Raw genomic sequence first — 18,530 nt, forward strand, 5'->3', positions numbered from 1 at the left:
GGTGCGGGGCGGGTGCGCGGGGCGATCAGCCCGCCGCGGCGGGCCTGTTCTCGGCGATCGCCACGAACTCCTCCACCGTCAGCGCCTCGCCCCGCGCCTGCGGGGAGACGCCGGCCGCCACAAGGGCCGCCTCGGCGGCCGGAGCGGACCCGGCCCATCCGGCGAGCGCGGCCCGCAGGGTCTTCCGCCGCTGCGCGAAGGCGGCGTCCACGACCGCGAAGACCTCCTCCCGCCGTGCCGTGGTCTTCAGCGGCTCGGCCCGCCGCACCAGCGACACCAGTCCGGAGTCGACGTTCGGCGCGGGCCAGAAGACATTGCGCCCGATGGAGCCGGCGCGCTTGACCTCCGCGTACCAGGCGGCCTTGACCGAGGGCACCCCGTAGACCTTGGAGCCCGGCCCGGCCGCGAGGCGGTCGGCCACCTCGGCCTGGACCATCACCAGCGTGCGCTCGATCGACGGGAACGTCTCCAGCATGTGCAGCAGGACCGGCACGGCGACGTTGTACGGAAGGTTGGCGACCAGGGCGGTCGGCGCCGGCCCGGGCAGCTCGCGCACCCGCATGGCGTCGGAGTGGACGAGAGTGAAGCGCTCGGCCCGCTCCGGCATCCGCGCGGCGACGGTGGCGGGCAGCGCGGCGGCCAGGACGTCGTCGATCTCGACGGCGACGACCCGGTCGGCGGCCTCCAGTAGGGCCAGGGTCAGCGAACCCAGCCCGGGGCCGACCTCGACGACCACGTCCTGCGGCCGCACCCCGGCCGTGCGGACGATCCGCCGCACCGTGTTGGCGTCGATGACGAAGTTCTGGCCGCGCTGCTTGGTGGGGCGTACGCCAAGCGCTGCGGCCAGCTCGCGGATGTCGGTGGGGCCGAGGAGATGATCCGAGTCGGTGCTGCTCACCGGTAAAGCTTACGGCCGCAGACCGGCCACGGGCTCGCTCCCCTCGTGACGTAGAGCTTCTTGGCCCGGTAGGTCTGCTCGGCGGCGGGCGCGTCCTGCGGCCGGCCGCTGCCGCCGATGGAGTGCCAGGTGCCGACGTCGAACTGGTAGAGCCCGCCGTACGTCCCCGACGCGTCCACCGCGTTCGGCCGGCCGCCCGCCTCGCACTGGGCCAGGCCGCCCCAGTTGAGGCCGTCGGCTCCGGCCACCGACGCCGGCAGGGCCCTGGTGCCGACCCGGACGACCTGGGTGACGGGCGTCCGGACGACCTCCTCGGCGATCCGGCGGGGCCGCTGCCGCACTCCGTTGACGGTCCGGTAGGCGTACGTGACCCGGCGGACCCCGGGCCGGCCGGGGGTGTCGACAGCGGTGGTGCCCTGGAAGAGCGAGCCGTCCTCATGGCGCTCGGTCGCGTACGGGACGGGCTCCTCGTGCACCTCCTCGGTGCCGCGGATCCGCATCACCGAGACCGTCTGGCCCTCGCGCGGGAAGGAGTCCGCGGCGACCGAGGTGGTGTCCTGGCCGTACAGGGCGATCCCGGCCTCGCGCAGCGCGTCGCCGACGGTGGCGGCGTTGGTGCGGATGCTGCGCTCGTGGCCGTCGACGAGGAAGGTGAGGGTGCGCTCGGTCCGAACGTCCAGGTCCAGGCCGTGCCGGCCGATCGGCTCGCTGCGCGAGGCGGACAGATACGCCCCGTCCGCGCGGACACCGAGCTGGCGCAGGGCCTCGTCCACCGTGCGGGCGGTGGTCCACACCCGGCGGCTGCGGCCGTCGAGGGTGAGGGAGACCGGGCGGCCGTAGCGGACGGCGACCTCGTCACCGTCGTCGAGGTCCGCGTCACGGCCCGGGGCGACGATGTCGTGTTCGGCGACCTCGACGCCCTGCCGTTCCAGGAGCTCCTCCACGTCGCCGGCGAAGGTCGCCAGGGTGCGCGGCTCCCCGTCCACGCTGAGCTGGACCGTCTTCTCGCCGGCGAGGAAGGCGGTGGTGCCGCCCGCCAGGAAGGCCACCACCAGCGCCCGCGGCAGCAACTGCCGCAGCGGGTCCGGCTTCTGCTGCCGCCGCCGCTGCCGTCCCCGGCGGCCCGCCGCCCGGCCGCCGTCGGCACGCCCCGCCGGATCGGCCGGGACCGCCTGCGCAGGGACCGCCTGGGCCGGGACCGCCTGCGCAGGGACCCCTTGCGCCGGGACCGCCTGCGCAGGGGCCGCCTGCGCAGGGGCCGCCTGCGCAGGGGCCGCCTGCCGGGGCACGTCGACAACGGCCTCGGGCCGGTCGGCGACCGGTGCCGGGGGCGGCCAGTGAGTGCCGCGCCAACTGTTCACGACGGGGGACCCTAGCGGAGGGACCGTCACTCTCCAAAGTGGTACGACTACTCAGCGTGTCGCCCGGTGCGACCCGGTTTCCGCCTGTTCCCGCCGATTCGGACCGGATCGGCGCTCAGTAGCCGAACGCCCGCGCGGTGTTGGCGCCCAGCGCCGCCGCCAGTGCGTCCTCGTCCGCCCCGCGGACGGCGGCCATCGCGCGGACCGTCACCGGGATCAGATAGGGCGCGTTGGGGCGGCCCCGGTACGGCACCGGGGTGAGGAAGGGCGCGTCGGTCTCGACGAGGAGCAGCTCCGGCGGGGCCACGGCGACCGCGTCGCGCAGGTCCTGGGCCGACTTGTAGGTGACATTGCCGGCGAAGGACATGTAGTAGCCCTTGTCCGCGCACAGCCGGGCCATGGCGGCGTCGCCGGAGTAGCAGTGGAAGACCACGGTGCCGGGCGCGCCCTCCTCGTCCAGGATGCGCAGTACGTCGGCGTGTGCCTCGCGGTCGTGGATGACCAGGGCCTTGCCGTGCCGCTTGGCGATGTCGATGTGGCGCCGGAAGGACAGCTGCTGGTCCGCCACGCCCTCGGGGCCGGTACGGAAATAGTCCAGGCCCGTCTCCCCGACCCCCCGCACCTGCGGCAGGGCGGCCAGGGTGTCGATCTCGGCGAGCGCCGCCTCCAGGGCCTTAGCCCCGCCGGCCGGCCGCGCGCCCTGCCGGGACCACTGGTCCGGGTCGCCGTGCACGATGCGGGGCGCCTCGTTGGGGTGCAGGGCGACGGCGGCCCACACGTTGTCGTACCGCCCCGCCGTGTCGGCGGCCCAGCGTGAGCCGCCGACGTCGCAGCCCACCTGGACGACGGTGGTCACACCGACCGAGGCGGCCTTGGCCAGCGCCGCCCCGACGTCCTGCGGAGTGTCCCCCTGCATGTCCAGATGGGTGTGCGAGTCCGCCACCGGCACCGCGAGCGGCTCCGGCAGCGGCGGGGCTGCGGACGTGTCGTCCTTCTTGCGCGACTGCGAATGCGACTGCGACTGCGACTTGGGCATGCCCCGATCTTAGGAACCCGCTCTCACGCGGACTCGGGCTCCTCCCTGCTGCGGCGATGCAGCAGGTGCAGCGGCGACCAGTGCCGGTTCCGGTTCCGTTTCGGGGGCACGGCCCGCCCGCCGGCCGCCCGCTCCCCGAGGGAGGCCAGACCGGACACCTGCCCGGCCCGCATGATGCGGACCCGGTGCCCCTCGCAGTTCGCGCACGCCGGCCGGGTCAGCGGGGACGGGACGCGCTTGCCGTCGGCGATGTAGGTGACGTAGGGGTGGTTGTGGAGGTCGACGTGGTGCTCGATCTCGTACGACTGCTCCCAGCCGTGGCCGCAGCTGACACAGACGAAGGCGTACGCCTCCCACACCGCACGGGGGGTGTGCGGGGTGTACCCGGTGTCGCGGGTGTGCCCGGTGCCGACGATCTCGCTCATGGCAGCTCCTGATGCCCCCCGGACGGCGCGTCCGGAACGGGACTTCCCACCACCAGCAAACGCCCCGTAACCGGGCCCGCGCAGCAGTGGTTCCGCTGTTTTGGCCCAGTTTTGGGCTGTATGTGGGATGTGGGCCCCAGGGCCACAACAGCCCTTTGCCGTGCGCCCGGTTTAGACCGGATACGCGCCCCGCCACGCCCCCTCAGCCGTGCTCAGGCACCCGGAGCGGCCTCACGCTTGGCCGCCACCACCGCGTCGAAGACCTCGCGCTTCGGCAGCCCCGCCTCCGCCGCGACCGCCGCGATGGCCTCCTTGCGGCGCTCCCCCGCGTCCTCCCGGTCCCGTACCCGCCGCACCAGCTCCGCCTGGTCCAGATCGGCCGGCCCCGGCTCCGGGGCGCCCTCGACGACGACCGTGATCTCACCGCGTACGCCTTCGGCCGCCCACGCGGCCAGCTCCTTCAGGGGGCCGCGCCTGACCTCCTCGTACGTCTTCGTCAGCTCCCGGCACACCGCGGCACGCCGGTCCGCGCCGAAGACCTCGGCCATCGCGGCCAGCGTGTCGTCCAGCCGGTGCGGGGCCTCGAAGTACACCAGGGTGCGCCGCTCCGCCACGAGCTCCGCCAGACGGGCCCGGCGCTCACCCGCCTTGCGGGGCAGGAATCCCTCGAAGCAGAACCGGTCCACCGGCAGCCCCGACAGCGCGAGTGCCGTCAGCACGGCGGACGGACCGGGCACCGCCGTCACCCTGATGTCCCGCTCCACCGCCGCCGCCACCAGCCGGTACCCGGGGTCGGACACCGACGGCATCCCGGCGTCCGTCACCAGCACCACCCGGGCGCCGCCCACCAGGGCCTCCACCAGCTCCGGGGTGCGCGCCGACTCGTTGCCCTCGAAGTACGACACCACCCGGCCGGTCGTATGGACGCCCAGCGCCTGGGTGAGGCGCCGCAGCCGCCGGGTGTCCTCCGCCGCGATCACATCCGCCGCCAGCAGCTCCTGGGCGAGGCGCGGCGGTGCGTCCGCCACGTCGCCGATGGGGGTCCCCGCCAGGACGAGGACGCCTGCGGCTGCGGCTGGGGCTTCGGCTGCGCTGTTCACGGCCCCAGTCTGGCACCCCCGGCACGCGGCCGGTCCGCCGGGGAAAATCCCGGCCCCTGAGACACGGCTTCGCACCGTACTCAGCGCACACACATCCGGCTTCCCTACGATGGCCCGGTGACGAGTGACACCGCAGACACCGCGACGCAGCCGCAGCACGCCCCGGCCGCGGCCGGGGACGCCGAGTGGGCCGAGGGCTCCGCCCCGCCGGAGAGCGCCCAGACGCCCTGGCTGCGGCGCCTGCGGCGCTTCGGCCATGTGGCCCGCCCCCGGTCCGACGTACGCGACCGCCTGGTCCAGCCGTACCCGGAACCGGGTACCCGTCTGTGGTCCGCGCTCGGCCTGAGTCCGGTACTGGCCGACCGGCTGGCCCGCTGGTCGGGCTGGGGCGCCCCCCTGCTCGTCGCGCTCTTCGCGGGCCTGATCCGCTTCTGGAACCTCGGCAGCCCGCACGCGGTGATATTCGACGAGACGTACTACGCCAAGGACGCCTGGTCACTCCTGCAGTACGGCTACGAGGGCTCCTGGCCCGACAAGGCCAACGACCAGATCCTCGCCGCCCACCAGACCGTCCCGCTCTCCCCTGCCGCCTCCTACGTCGTCCACCCGCCGGTGGGCAAGTGGGTGATCGCCGCCGGTGAGTGGATGTTCGGCCTGAACCCCTTCGGCTGGCGGTTCATGACGGCCGTCCTCGGCACGCTCTCCGTCCTCATGCTCTGCCGCATCGGCCGCCGGCTGTTCCGCTCCACCGCGCTGGGCTGCCTGGCCGGCGGCCTGATGGCGGTCGACGGCCTGCACTACGTCATGAGCCGCACGGCCCTGCTCGACCTCGTCGTGATGTTCTTCGTGCTCGCCGCCTTCGGCTGCCTGCTCATCGACCGCGACAAGGCCCGCGCCCGGCTGGCTGCGGCACTGCCCGACGACCGCCCCAACGCCCTCGCCGCGGGCCGGACCGGCCTCGGTGCGCGGCCCTGGCGCATCGCCGCCGGCGTCAGCCTCGGCCTCGCCTGCGGCACCAAGTGGAACGGCCTGTACATCCTGCTGGCCTTCCTCGTCATGACCGTCCTGTGGGACATCTCCGCCCGCCGCCTGGCCGGTGCCCGCCAGCCCTGGGTCTCGGTGCTGTTCAAGGACGCCGGCTGGGCCTTCCTGGCGCTGCTGCCGGTCGCCGTCGTCACGTACCTGTTGAGCTGGACCGGCTGGTTCTTCACCAAGGGCGGTTACGACCGCACCTGGGCCCATGGCCGTGCCGGCCTCTCCCCCGACCACTTCACCCTGCCGTTCGTGGGCCTGCGGATCCCGCTCCACCAGTTCTCCATGAGCTGGGTCCCCGAGGTCATGCGCAGCCTGTGGCACTACGAGTCCCAGGTCTACGACTTCCACGTCAATCTCGTCTCGCCGCACACCTACCAGTCCAACCCGTGGTCCTGGCTGGTCCTCGGCCGCCCCGTCTCGTACTTCTACGAATCCCCCAAGTACGGCGTCGACGGCTGCACCGCCACCGCCGGCTGCGCCCGCGAGGTCCTCGGCATCGGCACCCCGCTGCTGTGGTGGTCCGCCTGCTTCGCCCTGCTCTACGTCCTCTACCGCTGGGCATTCCGCCGCGACTGGCGCGCCGGCGCCATCCTCTGCGGCGTCGCCGCGGGCTACCTGCCCTGGTTCATGTACCAGCAGCGCACGATCTTCCTCTTCTACGCGGTCGTCTTCCTCCCCTTCCTCTGCCTCGCCCTCGCCATGATGCTCGGCGCGATCCTCGGCCCCCCCGCCGCGACCGAACGCCGCCGCATGTGGGGCGCGGTGGGCGCCGGCACCCTGGTGCTGCTCATCGTCTGGAACTTCATCTACTTCTTCCCGCTCTACACCGGCATGACGATCCCGATGGATTCCTGGCGGGCGAGAATGTGGCTCGACACCTGGATCTAGCAGGGGAACCCCGGTTCTGCCGGGGTTCCCCTGACCGCTCCGCAACGGTCGTCCTTGGCTCTCCTTGGTCGTCTTCGGTCGCCGACCGACGATCGACGACCGACGACTCCTACCTGTGGGCCAGGGCTTCGGCCTCCGCACGTGCCAGCAACGCCTCCAGTGAGGCAGATTCCGCCTCCATGATGGTGGCGGCGGCGTAGTCGATCGCGAACGACGCATAGTGCTCCGCATCGTTTGCGTTGTGCTCGGCGCGCTTCACGTCATGCTCGGCTTTCCGTTCCTGAACGCGGCCCTTGGCCGTCGCTACATGCTCCTGCCATTTGCTCCTTGCCTCGTCCAGTGACGCAGCGGCAGCGGCCTTCTGTTCGGCTGTCTCACGGCGGAGCTGCTGTGCCTGGTGTTCCGCCTCCCGCTGAGCCTGTTCGACCGCAGTCGACAGCTGCTCCCGGTTCTTGGCGATGGCACTCTCCACCTGCTCCTGTGCGTGCTTCGCCCGATCCGTCAATTGGGTCATGCGGTCCGTCGTCTCCGTCATGGGTCCTACCTTTCCGATTGCTCGCAAGAAATGAGGCCCTCGTCAAGGGGAACACACACGGCAGGGGCCCGCCATTCGAGTGATCGCACAAGCCCCCATGCTGGGCGCGTTCCTGGAAGACCTCACCGCCGCCCGCAGCGGCCACTGCGCAAGCCCCATCTCCGCCGGGCGAAACGCGAGCGGGCGGGCGATGATGGAGCGGCACTGTCCGGCGACACCATTCGAGCAGGAGGAGTCGACATGACATCTCCCTCCGATTCCTCAGGCGCCGGCCGTCCGCGCGCTACCGAGCCACAGGACGCCTCGTTGGCCGAAGGCCTGGGCGCCTTGACGAATATGGGCTGGCAGATCCTGCTCACCGTGGGCTTGGCCACGATCGCCCTGGGCGTCGTGGTCTTCGCCTGGCCGGAGGAAACGCTGCGGGTCGTCGGCGTACTCTTCGGCATCTACCTGCTGGTCACCGGCGTCTTTCAGCTGCTCGGCGCCTTTGGCGCGCATGTGCCTGGCCATCTTCGAGTGCTGCATTTCATCACGGGTGCGCTCTCCATCCTGCTGGGGCTGATCTGCTTCCGAGGCGCACTGCAATCGATTCTGCTGCTCGCTCTGTGGATCGGCTTCAGTTGGCTGCTACGCGGCATTATGGTGACGGCCGCAGCAGCCTCCACCCCAGATGTACCGGCCCGCAGCTGGCAGCTGTTCCTCGGGATCATCACCACCCTGGCAGGCATCGTTCTGATCGTCTCGCCGTTCACCTCGATTGCCTCACTCACTCTGACATTGGGCGTCATCGCCATTGTTCTAGGAGTGGTCGAGGTATCCCACGCCATCAAAGTGCGCATCGAATTCGGCCGCCTCACTCACCCCCAGCACTGATCGGCTGCACCACCGGTGGGGGCTGCGCGAAGGCACAGCAGAGGGTGGACAAGAAGCGTGAGAGCGACAGACCGGATGTTGTCAGAATTCCGATTGAATTGATTTATAAGTGAGGGACGGTGGCCCGTGACCGGTATATGTGCGTGTTCGCATCGGATGACCGTGTGGGCTCGTGAGCCGAGGTCCCACGGCAGGCGGATGGTCTGTGCGTCTGCTCGCAAGCCCATGTGCGAGGGGTCACGCAGACGCTCCGGGCGGGATTCTCTCCGCACGGGGCGATTGATGTCCGCCGAACAGTGCGCGTGGCGCTCGGCATCCGCTTCGACGGTCTATGACGACGGTCGATGACGCAGCCGGACCCCGGCCAGGAGCCACAGCCGTCCGAATCCCCGCCCAGCGGGGCGGGGGGCACCGACCGGATGCCGAGGTGGCTGCCGCGTGCCATGGTGCTTGCGCTCGCCATGGTGGCCGCATTCCAGCTTGGCAGCTGGGCGTTCCAGAGGCTCACCGTTCTGCTGCTCAGCATTGTGATCGCGCTCTTCCTGGCGCTGGGGATCGAGCCGGGCGTCGACCGGATGACATCCCGAGGGATCCGCCGGAGCCTGGCCGCGTTCCTGGTGTGTCTCGCCGTGATCCTCGGGGCGGTTGGGCTCCTCGTGCTGTTCGGTTCGATGCTGGCGGGTCAGATCCGTGGCATGGCCGAGAACTTCCCGGGGTACTTCGACTCGGTCATCGGCTGGATCAACAGGACGTTCCACACGGATCTGTCGCAGGTCGACGTCCCGGGCCGATTGTTGCGCTCCGACTGGCTCCGGACGTACGTACAGAAGCACGCGGGCGGGGTGTTCGACTTCTCGGCTTCCGTGCTGGGCGGTCTGTTTCGACTGCTGATGATCTTCCTGTTCACGTTCTACTTCGCTGCGGACGGCCCCCGGCTGCGCCGCGCGCTGTGCGCGCTGCTGCCACCGGCCAAGCAGACAAAGGCACTCAGGGCCTTCGAGATCGCGGTCGACAAGACGGCAGGCTATCTCTACTCCCGGGGGCTGATGGCCCTGATCTCCACGGTCGCCCACTACATCATGCTGGCAGTACTGGGCGTACCGTACGCCCCCGTGCTCGCCCTATGGGTGGGCGTGGTGTCGCAGTTCATCCCGGTCATCGGCACCTATCTGGCCGGTGCCGTGCCCATGCTGGTCGCGTTCACCGTCGACCCCTGGTACGCGGTGTGGGTGCTGATGTTCGTCGTGGCCTATCAGCAGGTCGAGAACTACCTGATTCAGCCGAAGCTCACGTCCAAGACCGTGGACATCCATCCGGCGGTGGCCTTCGGTTCCGTGGTCGCGGGCACCGCGCTGCTCGGTGCGGCCGGCACCCTCATCGCCATTCCTGCTGTGGCCACGTTGCAGGCGTTCCTCGGTGAATACGGGAAGCGGTACGCCGTGGCGGATGATCCGCGGGCGGAGGGCGGCCCACGTCACCCGCGCAGGGACGGTCCTCGGCCGCTCAAGCGTCTGCGCGAGCTGCTGCACCGCCACGGCCGGTCCTGACCAGGCCGGCGAGAGCCTGCGCGCGAAGCCATTTCGATGACCGCTTGTGGAAGCCCGTTCTCGTGACGACGGGGCTCATCCCGCTCGCCCCGGCCGGGGCGAGCGGCACGGAGGCTCAACCGAGATTCGGTCTTTACCGGGGCTCGACACTGTGGCCGCGCTGTGCGGCTAGAGTGCGCTTGCTATCTCACGGGGGAGGGGTGGGCGGCATGCGCCGTAGTGCGAAGACGGCCATTGTGAGCGGGGTGTTCGCCGCGATGGTGGGGACAGCGGGATTCGGGGTCTACAACCTCTACAACGGGCTGGCCGGGAGTACGACGGCGGCCGCGCCGGTCCGGACGGGGCCGCCGACCTCGGACGAGGTGCGCGACACCGCGAAGGCGTTCCTGGCGGCCTGGTCGAAGGGGAAGGACACAGCGGCGGCCGGGCTGACCAACGACTCGACGACGGCCGCGGCGGCCCTGAAGGACTACCGCCGCCAGACGCACGTGACGTCGGTACGGCTGACGCCGGGGCGGGCGGCGGGCGAGAAGGTCCCGTTCACCGTGAAGGCGACGCTGTCGTACCAGGGCAAGCGGTCCACCTGGACGTACGACTCCTCGCTGATCGTCACCCGCGGGCTGACCACCGGCAAGGCCCTGGTGGACTGGACGGCGTCCGTGGTGCATCCGAAGCTGACCCGGGGCGAGTACCTGGAGACGGGGAAGGCCGCGGCGCCGCCGGTGACGATCCTGGACCGCAAGGACAGAGCCATGGACCCCGCCGACTACCCGTCGCTGGCCGCGGTGTTCACGCAGTTGCGGGAGCGGTACGGGAACCGGCTGGGCGGCACGGCGGGAATCGAGACATGGGTGAATCCCAACGACGGTTCCGGGGACGCCGGGCAGACCCTGCACGTCCTGAGCAAGGGCAGGGGCGGCCGGCTGCGGACGACGCTGGACTCGGGAATCCAGACGGCGGCCGAGAAGGCGGTGACGCAGCGGCCGAACGCGTCGGTGGTGGCGTTGCAGGCCAGTACCGGCAGGATCCTGGCGGTGGCCAACAACCCGGCGACGGGCTTCAACACCGCGCTCCAAGGCAAGCTGGCGCCCGGCTCGACGTTCAAGATCGTGACGGCGTCGACGCTGCTGGAGAAGGGCGTCGCGAGCCCGGACAAACCACTGCCGTGCCCCGCGCAGGCCAACTACGCCCAGGGTCAGCTCTTCCACAACGTGGAGTACGAGTCGGACCTGGCCGCGACCTTCGCGGGTGACTTCGCCTCGTCCTGCAACACGGCCTTCGTCTCCCTCACCGGTACGATCTCCGACTCCGCGCTCACCACCGAGGCACGCGACGTCTTCGGCATCGGCCCGGAGTGGCACACCGGCGTCTCCACCTTCGACGGCCGCGTGCCGGGTGGCAGCGGCGACGAGAAGGCCGCCGAGATGATCGGGCAGGGCCAGATAGAGATGAACCCGCTCAACATGGCCTCCATCGCGGCGACCGCCCGCACCGGGTACTTCCATCAGCCGGTGATCGTCGACCCGAAGCTGATCAAGGGCACGATCGCGAAGTCCGCACGCGGGCTCCAGCCCGTCGCCGCGCAGCAGTTGCGGTCCATGATGCACCTCACGGCCACCAGCGGGACCGCGAGTACCGCGATGCGCGGCGTGTACGGCACATACGTCGGGGCCAAGACCGGCTCGGCGGAGGTCGGCGGCCAGGACAAACCGAACGGATGGTTCACGGCCTACCGCGACGACGTAGCCGCGGCCGGAGTGGTCCAGGAGGGCGGCCACGGCGGCGATTCGGCCGGCCCCATGGTCGCGGCCCTGCTGAAAGCGTCCTGAGCGCAGGCCCGGCGCGCGGCGCGGCGCGGCGTGCACCGTGCGGCACGCGTCCGGCTCGGCGCGGGACGAGCCGGCGCGTCAGCACGGCCCGAGGGCGGCGCGGCGCAAGCCGGTGCGGCACGGCGTCAGCCCAACACCGCTTGCGGGCGACGTAGTCAGCCGGGCTCGGCGGCAGCCGGGCTCGGCGCGTGCCGACGCCGCACGCGCACGGCCCGGCGTCAGCCGGACGCGCCGTGAAGGCGACGCCGTCAGCCCGGCTCGGCGCAAGCCGGGCCCGGCCTGTGCCCGGCTCGGCGCAAGCCCGGCGCCGCGCGCGCACGGCCCGGCGGCGGTGTGCTGCGGGTGGGGTGAGTCGTTGGCGGGGGTGGGTAGCGTCGGGGGCATGGTGCCGCATCCGTTTCCGCGTCCGCGTCCGCGTCCTTGTCCGCGGTTCGGCTGTGTGCTGGGCGTGGCAGGGGGCGGGGAGTGACGCCGGTGGTGGTCGTGGCGGTGCTGGTGGCGGCGATCACGCATGCCAGTTGGAACGCGATCGCGCACGGCATCAAGGACCAGGTGCTTGCCTTCACGCTGGTGGGCGGGGGCGGGGCGGTCTGTGCGGCGGTGCTGGCGCCGTTCGCGCCGCTGCCGGCGGGCGGGGCGTGGCCGTATCTGCTGACGTCGGTGGTGATCCACATGGCGTACCAGTACCTGCTGATGAAGTCGTTCAGCCTCGGTGACTTCGGCCAGGTCTACCCGATCGCGCGCGGTATCGCCCCGCTGGTGGTCACCGTGCTGGCCGCCGTTCTGCTGGGCGAGGTGCCGGACGCCGGGCAGACGGCCGGTGTGCTGGTGGCCTCCGTGGGTCTGGCCGGGGCGGCCCTGTGGGGGATGCGCGGCGGGCGGCAGCAGTTGCCGGCTGTCGCCGCCGCGGTCGGCACCGGGCTGACCATCGCCTCGTACACGGTGGTGGACGGCGTCGGCGTCCGGGCCTCCGGTTCCGCCCTGGGGTACGTCTCCTGGCTGCTGCTCCTGCAGGGCGCGCTGATCCCGCTCGCCGCGTTCGCCGTCCGGCGCGGTGAACTGCTGGGGCAGCTGCGGCCGGTGGCGCTGCGCGGGCTGCTCGGCGGCGGGCTGTCGGTGCTGGCGTACGGGTTGGTGCTGTGGGCGCAGACCCGTGCCGAGCTGGCGCCGGTCGCGGCGCTGCGCGAGACGTCGATCATCGCGGGGGCGGTGATCGGGGCCGTCCTGTTCAAGGAGCGGCTGGGACGGCCCCGGATCGTGGCGGCGGCGCTGGTCGTGGCGGGTATCGGCCTGATGCTCTTCGCGGGCGCCTAACCCGAACTCGCCCTACGCCACGCTCTCCTGGACCACGGACAGCGGGGCGCGCTCGACGACCTCGAAGGCGGTCTCGGTGATGGCGACGCGGCCGCCGAGCCAGGGTTCGGCCAGCGGGCCGGCCGAGCCGGACAGGATGAGGCGGACGGCGGCCCAGGGAAGGTTGACGCCGGTGTACGCGGTCTGGAATATCCCGGCGGAGGGACGGGGGTTGGCCTCCAGCAGGACGGGGCGGCCCCTCCAGTGCCGGAGCTGGACGTTCGACAGGTAGGCGAGCCCGAAGTGCTCGACGACCAGCCGTGCGATGTCCACGTACGCGGGATCGTCGAGGAGCAGCCGGTAACGGCCCTGCTTGGCGCGGGCGATGCCGGTGAGCAGGCCGCCGCCGGGGGCGGACAGACAGTCGACGCTGACCTCGGGGCCGTCGAGGTACGGCATCACCATCAGCTGGGGCACCTTCTCGCCCTCGTCCTCCGCCCGGGTGAGGGCGTCGGCGACCGCGGCGACCGAGGCGACGGGCCGGGGCGCGGCCAGCAGGTCCTGGAGGCTGAGCGGCCGGTCGTCGAGGATGCGGAAGCCGAAGGCGGAGAACTCGCCGGCGGGCTTGACGCACACCGTGTCGCCGTCGGCGGACAGTTCGGCGACGGCCTGCCGCAGTCCGGCCGCGTCGCGTACGACCCGCCAGTCGGGCACCGGGATGCCGGCGGCGCGGGCCGCCTCGTAGGTCCGGGCCTTGCTGGTCAGCACGTCGATCGCGGAGGCCGGGGAGCACATCAGCTTGGTGCCGACGGCGGCGAAGTCCTCGGCCCGGGAGGCGAGGGCGTCGAGGCGGCGGGGCGGGATGAGCACGTCGATGGCGTGCCGCCGGGCGAAATCCAGGGCGAAGTCCGCGTATTCGTCGGTGCCGACGCGCCGGGGTTCGACCTCACCGGTGTCGGCGGCCATGAGGGCGGGGGCGGCCGGGTCGACGTTGCTGCCGTAGATGCGGACGGGCGCGGCTTCGGGGTTGTCGCGCAGCATGCGCATGACCTCGGTGGTGGCTACTCCAGCACTGCTGAGCCAGATGCGTATGGCGATCGCGGGCTCCCCTCAGGTCGCGGCCCCTCGGCCTCCCGGCCGGGCAAGATCAGGTGTGTGGCGTGATGTTAGCGGTATTTCGTTGCGGTGACGTTTCACCAGTGGCGCCACTGGGAAAGGACGGCCTCCATGCGGACCCTCGCCTGATTACCGGCCGGTACCGTACCGTTCTCGCACACACGTCGGAGTTGACGAGAAGGGCGGCACATCCCATGGCGCAGGACGCGGACGTCATCGTCGTCGGGGCAGGTCTGGCCGGGCTTGCCGCCACCGCCGAGCTGGCCGACGCAGGGCGCAAGGTGATCCTCCTGGACCAGGAGCCCGAGGCGTCGATGGGCGGGCAGGCCTTCTGGTCGTTCGGCGGACTGTTCCTGGTCGACTCGCCCGAGCAGCGCCGGATGCGGATCAAGGACAGCCGCGAACTGGCCCTCCAGGACTGGGCGGGCACGGCCGGCTTCGACCGCGAGGAGGACCACTGGCCGCGCAAGTGGGCCGAGGCGTACGTCGACTTCGCCGCCGGCGAGAAGCGCAGCTGGCTGCACGCCCAGGGCATCCGGTTCTTCCCGGTGGTCGGCTGGGCCGAACGCGGCGGCTTCCTCGCCACCGGCCCCGGCAACTCGGTGCCCCGCTTCCACATCACCTGGGGCACCGGCCCCGGCGTGATCGCCCCCTTCGTCCGGCGGGTGCGCGAGGCGGTGGCCCGCGGCCGGGTCGAGCTGCGGTTCCGTCACCGGGTCACCGCGCTGGCCACGACGGACGGCACGGTGACCGGTGTCAGCGGCGAGGTGCTCGTGCCCAGCGGCGTGGGCCGCGGTGAGGCGAGCTCCCGGGAGGTGGCGGCCGACTTCGCGCTGTCCGCGCAGGCCGTCGTCATCACCTCGGGCGGCATCGGCGGCAACCACGACCTCGTACGGGCCAACTGGCCGGCCCGGCTCGGCACGCCGCCCGAGAAGCTGCTCTCCGGGGTCCCCGCGCACGTCGACGGCCTGATGCTGGGCATCGCCGAGGAGGCGGGCGCCCACCACATCAACCGCGACCGCATGTGGCACTACACCGAGGGCATCGAGAACTGGAACCCCATCTGGGCCAGGCACGGCATCCGTGTCCTGCCCGGTCCCTCCTCCCTGTGGCTGGACGCCACCGGCAAGCGGCTGCCGGTGCCGCTCTTCCCGGGCTTCGACACCCTCGGGACGCTGGAGCACATCATGGGGACGGGGCACGAGTACACGTGGTTCGTGCTCACCCAGAAGATCATCGAGAAGGAGTTCGCGCTCTCCGGCTCCGAGCAGAACCCCGATCTCACCGGCAAGAGCGTGCGCGACGTCCTCAAGCGGGCCCTTCCGGGCGCCGCCGGCCCCGTCGAGGCCTTCAAGCAGCACGGCGTCGACTTCGTGGTCGAGAAGGATCTCGGCGCCCTGGTGCGCGGCATGAACGCCATCACCAAGGACGACCTGATCGACGAGAGCGCGCTGCGCCGCGAGATCGAGGCCCGCGACCGCGAGATCGCCAACACCTTCACCAAGGACCTGCAGGTCACGGCGATCCGGGGGGCCCGGAACTACATCGGCGACAAGCTGATCCGCACCGCCACCCCGCACCGGCTGCTCGACCCCAAGGCCGGTCCACTGATCGCCGTGCGCCTCAACATCCTGACCCGCAAGTCCCTCGGCGGCCTCGAAACCGACCTCGCCGCCCGGGTCCTCACCGCCGACGGCCAGCCCCTTCCCGGCCTGTACGCCGCCGGTGAGGCCGCCGGCTTCGGCGGCGGCGGCGTCCACGGCTACCGCTCCCTGGAGGGCACGTTCCTCGGCGGCTGCCTGTTCTCCGGCCGTACGGCGGGCCGGGCGGCGGCGAAGGCGACGGCGTAGGCGGCGGCGTAGGCAGCGGCGACCGGCCTGCCGGCAGGAGCGCCGGTAGGCTGGCCGCCGTAGCACCAGCTCGACCACGCCAGGAGCGTGCCCCATGGACTACGCCCGGATCCGAGCCATCGCCGACCAGCTCACCGAGCTTTTTCCCGATGACATAAGGGGCATCGAGATCAGCGGTGACGAGATCGTCATGATGATCAGCCCGGCCAACCGGCACGAGAAGATCGCCTGGCTGATCCAGGACCAACTGGCCGATCAGCTCCGGGGCACCAGCGGGCCCAGGCTCATCGCCCACTGCGGCGTCGAGATCGAGCGGGTGGATATCGGCACGTTGCGGCGGCCCGACGTCACGGTCCTGCCCATCGACGCCCTCGACGACGACCGGGACGCGGTCGACCCGAGCGTGGTCGAGGCCGTGGTCGAGGTCGTGTCCAAGAGCAACCACAGCAACGACTACGACCAGAAGATGCGCGACTACCCCGCCATGGGCATCCCCCGCTACCTCCTGGTCGACCCCCGCAAGGGCACCGGCGTGGTCGTGTCCGATGTGCGCCCGTCCTCCGACGGGGCTCGTTACGCGACCCGTACGGAGTTCGTCTTCGGGGAGACCGTCCGGTTCGGTTCCTGGACGGTGGACACCTCGGACTTCCCGACGTACTGAGGCCGGTACGGGCCAGGCCCGTACCGGTCCTCGGAGTCATCCTGCGACAACCATTGACATGGGCGGGACACACCTTAACCATGGGAGCGCTCCCATCATTAAGGGCATGTAACTGAATCACGCACTCCGGCACAACTCCCTTCACCGCACGGAGGCAGTCACATGAGAAGCGCTCCCCCACCTCGCCGTCGCTCGGCGGCATTAGCAGCCGGTGCGATGCTGGTCGCCGCAGCGGGTATCGGCACCAGCGCGGCGCTCACCGGGACCGCGGCGGCCGCGGATCCCGGCTGCACGGTTTCGTACACGGTTCAGAATCAGTGGAACACCGGCTTCACCACCGCCGTCACGGTCACCAACACCGGCCCCGCCGTCACGTCGTGGGAGCTGAAGTGGTCGTTCGCGGGCGACCAGAGCGTGACCAACTCCTGGAGCACGGCTCTCACGCAGAGCGGCAAGGCCGTCTCCGCCAAGAACGTGTCCTGGAACGGCGCGCTGGCCACCGGCGGTTCGGCGAACTTCGGCTTCAACGCGTCGTACAGCGGGACGAACACCTCACCGACGGCGTTCACCCTCAACGGGGTCGCCTGCAACGGCGGCGGAAGCACGTCGTCGCCGACCACCTCGCCGACGAGCTCCCCGACGACCACCCCGCCGACCGGCTCGAAGGCCGACAACCCCTACGCGGGCGCCAATGTCTACGTGAACCCGGAGTGGTCCGCGAAGGCCGCCGCCGAGCCGGGCGGGAGCGCGATCTCCAAACAGCCGACCGCGGTCTGGCTCGACCGCATCGCGGCCATCGCGGGCACGAGCAGCAGCATGGGCCTGCGGGCGCATCTGGACGCCGCGCTGGCGCAGAAGGTGAGCGGCAAGGACGAGGTCGTCCAGCTGGTCATCTACGACCTGCCCGGCCGGGACTGTGCCGCACTCGCCTCCAACGGAGAGCTCGGCGCGACGGAACTGCCGCGCTACAAGAGTGAGTTCATCGACCCGATCGCCACGATCCTGGGCGACTCGAAGTACTCCTCGCTGCGGATCGTGACCATCGTCGAGATCGACTCGATCCCGAACCTGGTCACCAACATCAGCGGCCGGCCGACCGACGTCCCGGCCTGCGACACGATGAAGGCCAACGGCAACTACGTCAACGGCGTCGGCTACGCGCTCGCCAAGCTGGGCGCGCTGTCCAACGTCTACAACTACCTCGACGTCGGCCACCACGGCTGGCTCGGCTGGGACGACAACTTCGGCGCGGCGGCCGACCTGCTCTACCAGACGGCGAACGCCTCGGGTGCCACCGTCGACGACGTCACCGGCTTCATCTCCAACACCGCCAACTACGGTGCGCTGACCGAGCCGTACTTCACCATCAACGACACGGTGGGCGGCACCTCGGTCCGCCTGTCCAAGTGGGTGGACTACAACCGCTACGTCGACGAGTTGTCGTACGCCCAGGCGTTCCGCCAACGATTGATCACGGCGGGCTTCAACTCCAACATCGGCATGCTGATCGACACCTCCCGCAACGGCTGGGGCGGTTCCGCCCGGCCCACCGCGGCGGGCCCGACGACCAGCGTGGACGCCTATGTCAACGGTGGCCGCATCGACCGCCGTATCCACCTCGGCAACTGGTGCAACCAGTCCGGTGCCGGTCTCGGTGAGCGTCCCAAGGCCGCTCCGGCCAGCGGGATCGACGCCTATGTGTGGGCCAAGCCGCCGGGTGAGTCGGACGGCTCCAGCACCGCCATCGCCAACGACGAGGGCAAGGGCTTCGACCGGATGTGCGACCCGACGTACACCGGCAACGCCCGCAACGGCAACAGCATGTCCGGGGCACTGGCCAACGCCCCGCTCTCCGGGCACTGGTTCTCCGCCCAGTTCCAGGAACTGCTGAAGAACGCGTACCCGGCGCTGTAACCGGCCGGTGCGGCGAGGGGGCGGGCCCGGGACGGGACCCGCCCCCTTTCGTGCGCGTCCCACGTGCGCGTCCCACGTTCTCGCCGTTCACGTCTCCCGTTCGTGTCCGCCGTTCACATCACTGTCACCGCCCCCGCTGCGATGCCCGCGGGCGGCCCGTGCACCATGG

15 protein-coding genes are annotated in these 18,530 nt (G+C 71.2%); 8 read left to right on the plus strand and 7 right to left on the minus strand.

Features of this window, described 5'->3' with window-relative positions; genetic code table 11:
* Window positions 1-25: 25 nt before the first annotated feature.
* The 5 genes from rsmA to rsmI all read right to left on the minus strand — a co-directional run bounded on the left by rsmA (window position 26) and on the right by rsmI (window position 4,820).
* Complete coding sequence (gene rsmA / locus RWE79_RS16105) at window positions 26-898, minus strand: 16S rRNA (adenine(1518)-N(6)/adenine(1519)-N(6))-dimethyltransferase RsmA (protein ID WP_475940764.1); 873 nt, start codon at window positions 896-898, stop codon at window positions 26-28.
* Window positions 895-2,259, minus strand: coding sequence for a ubiquitin-like domain-containing protein (locus tag RWE79_RS16110; RefSeq protein ID WP_475940765.1), 1,365 nt, complete (start codon window positions 2,257-2,259; stop codon window positions 895-897). The genes rsmA and RWE79_RS16110 overlap by 4 nt, the downstream gene beginning before the upstream one ends.
* 115 nt (window positions 2,260-2,374) lie before the next feature.
* The gene (locus tag RWE79_RS16115) at window positions 2,375-3,295 is read right to left on the minus strand and encodes a TatD family hydrolase (RefSeq protein ID WP_475940766.1); all 921 of its coding nucleotides are present in this window, start codon (window positions 3,293-3,295) and stop codon (window positions 2,375-2,377) included.
* Between the two features lie 23 nt (window positions 3,296-3,318).
* A complete protein-coding gene (locus RWE79_RS16120; RefSeq protein ID WP_475940767.1) occupies window positions 3,319-3,720 on the minus strand; it encodes a hypothetical protein in 402 nt (133 codons plus the stop codon).
* A gap of 212 nt (window positions 3,721-3,932) precedes the next feature.
* Entirely contained in the window at window positions 3,933-4,820 is an 888-nt protein-coding gene (rsmI, locus tag RWE79_RS16125; protein ID WP_475940768.1) for a 16S rRNA (cytidine(1402)-2'-O)-methyltransferase, read from the minus strand.
* A gap of 117 nt (window positions 4,821-4,937) precedes the next feature.
* Between rsmI and RWE79_RS16130 the strand changes: the two genes are divergently transcribed.
* Window positions 4,938-6,743 carry a dolichyl-phosphate-mannose--protein mannosyltransferase gene (locus RWE79_RS16130; RefSeq protein ID WP_475940769.1) on the plus strand — a complete coding sequence of 602 codons (1,806 nt, stop codon included), beginning with the start codon at window positions 4,938-4,940 and terminating at the stop codon, window positions 6,741-6,743.
* A gap of 109 nt (window positions 6,744-6,852) precedes the next feature.
* Here RWE79_RS16130 and RWE79_RS16135 read toward each other — a convergent pair whose 3' ends face one another.
* The gene (locus tag RWE79_RS16135) at window positions 6,853-7,278 is read right to left on the minus strand and encodes a hypothetical protein (RefSeq protein ID WP_475940770.1); all 426 of its coding nucleotides are present in this window, start codon (window positions 7,276-7,278) and stop codon (window positions 6,853-6,855) included.
* A gap of 240 nt (window positions 7,279-7,518) precedes the next feature.
* On the opposite strand from RWE79_RS16135, the gene RWE79_RS16140 reads away from it, so the two are divergent.
* The 4 genes from RWE79_RS16140 (at window position 7,519) to RWE79_RS16155 (ending at window position 12,841) form a co-directional block, all read left to right on the plus strand.
* Entirely contained in the window at window positions 7,519-8,151 is a 633-nt protein-coding gene (locus RWE79_RS16140; protein ID WP_475940771.1) for an HdeD family acid-resistance protein, read from the plus strand.
* Between the two features lie 419 nt (window positions 8,152-8,570).
* A complete protein-coding gene (locus tag RWE79_RS16145) occupies window positions 8,571-9,698 on the plus strand; it encodes an AI-2E family transporter (protein WP_475945850.1) in 1,128 nt (375 codons plus the stop codon).
* 209 nt (window positions 9,699-9,907) lie between these two features.
* Window positions 9,908-11,527 (plus strand): penicillin-binding transpeptidase domain-containing protein, encoded by a 1,620-nt coding sequence (locus RWE79_RS16150; RefSeq protein WP_475940772.1) that lies wholly within the window; start codon window positions 9,908-9,910, stop codon window positions 11,525-11,527.
* A gap of 465 nt (window positions 11,528-11,992) precedes the next feature.
* Window positions 11,993-12,841 (plus strand): EamA family transporter, encoded by an 849-nt coding sequence (locus RWE79_RS16155; protein WP_475940773.1) that lies wholly within the window; start codon window positions 11,993-11,995, stop codon window positions 12,839-12,841.
* Window positions 12,842-12,853: 12 nt separating this feature from the next.
* On the opposite strand, the gene RWE79_RS16160 is transcribed toward RWE79_RS16155, so the two are convergent.
* Complete coding sequence (locus tag RWE79_RS16160; protein ID WP_475940774.1) at window positions 12,854-13,867, minus strand: ATP-grasp domain-containing protein; 1,014 nt, start codon at window positions 13,865-13,867, stop codon at window positions 12,854-12,856.
* 263 nt (window positions 13,868-14,130) lie between these two features.
* Here RWE79_RS16160 and RWE79_RS16165 point away from each other — a divergent pair, with 263 nt between their 5' ends.
* From RWE79_RS16165 to RWE79_RS16175, 3 genes are all read left to right on the plus strand, one after another.
* Window positions 14,131-15,786: an FAD-binding dehydrogenase gene (locus tag RWE79_RS16165; protein ID WP_475940775.1), complete on the plus strand. Its 1,656-nt coding sequence runs from the start codon at window positions 14,131-14,133 to the stop codon at window positions 15,784-15,786.
* Between the two features lie 94 nt (window positions 15,787-15,880).
* Window positions 15,881-16,447, plus strand: a complete 567-nt coding sequence (locus RWE79_RS16170; RefSeq protein WP_475940776.1) for a Uma2 family endonuclease — start codon at window positions 15,881-15,883, stop codon at window positions 16,445-16,447.
* Window positions 16,448-16,663: 216 nt separating this feature from the next.
* Window positions 16,664-18,361, plus strand: coding sequence for a glycoside hydrolase family 6 protein (locus RWE79_RS16175; RefSeq protein WP_475940777.1), 1,698 nt, complete (start codon window positions 16,664-16,666; stop codon window positions 18,359-18,361).
* Window positions 18,362-18,530 lie beyond the last annotated feature (169 nt).

Source organism: Streptomyces sp. RLA131 (assembly GCF_056270125.1).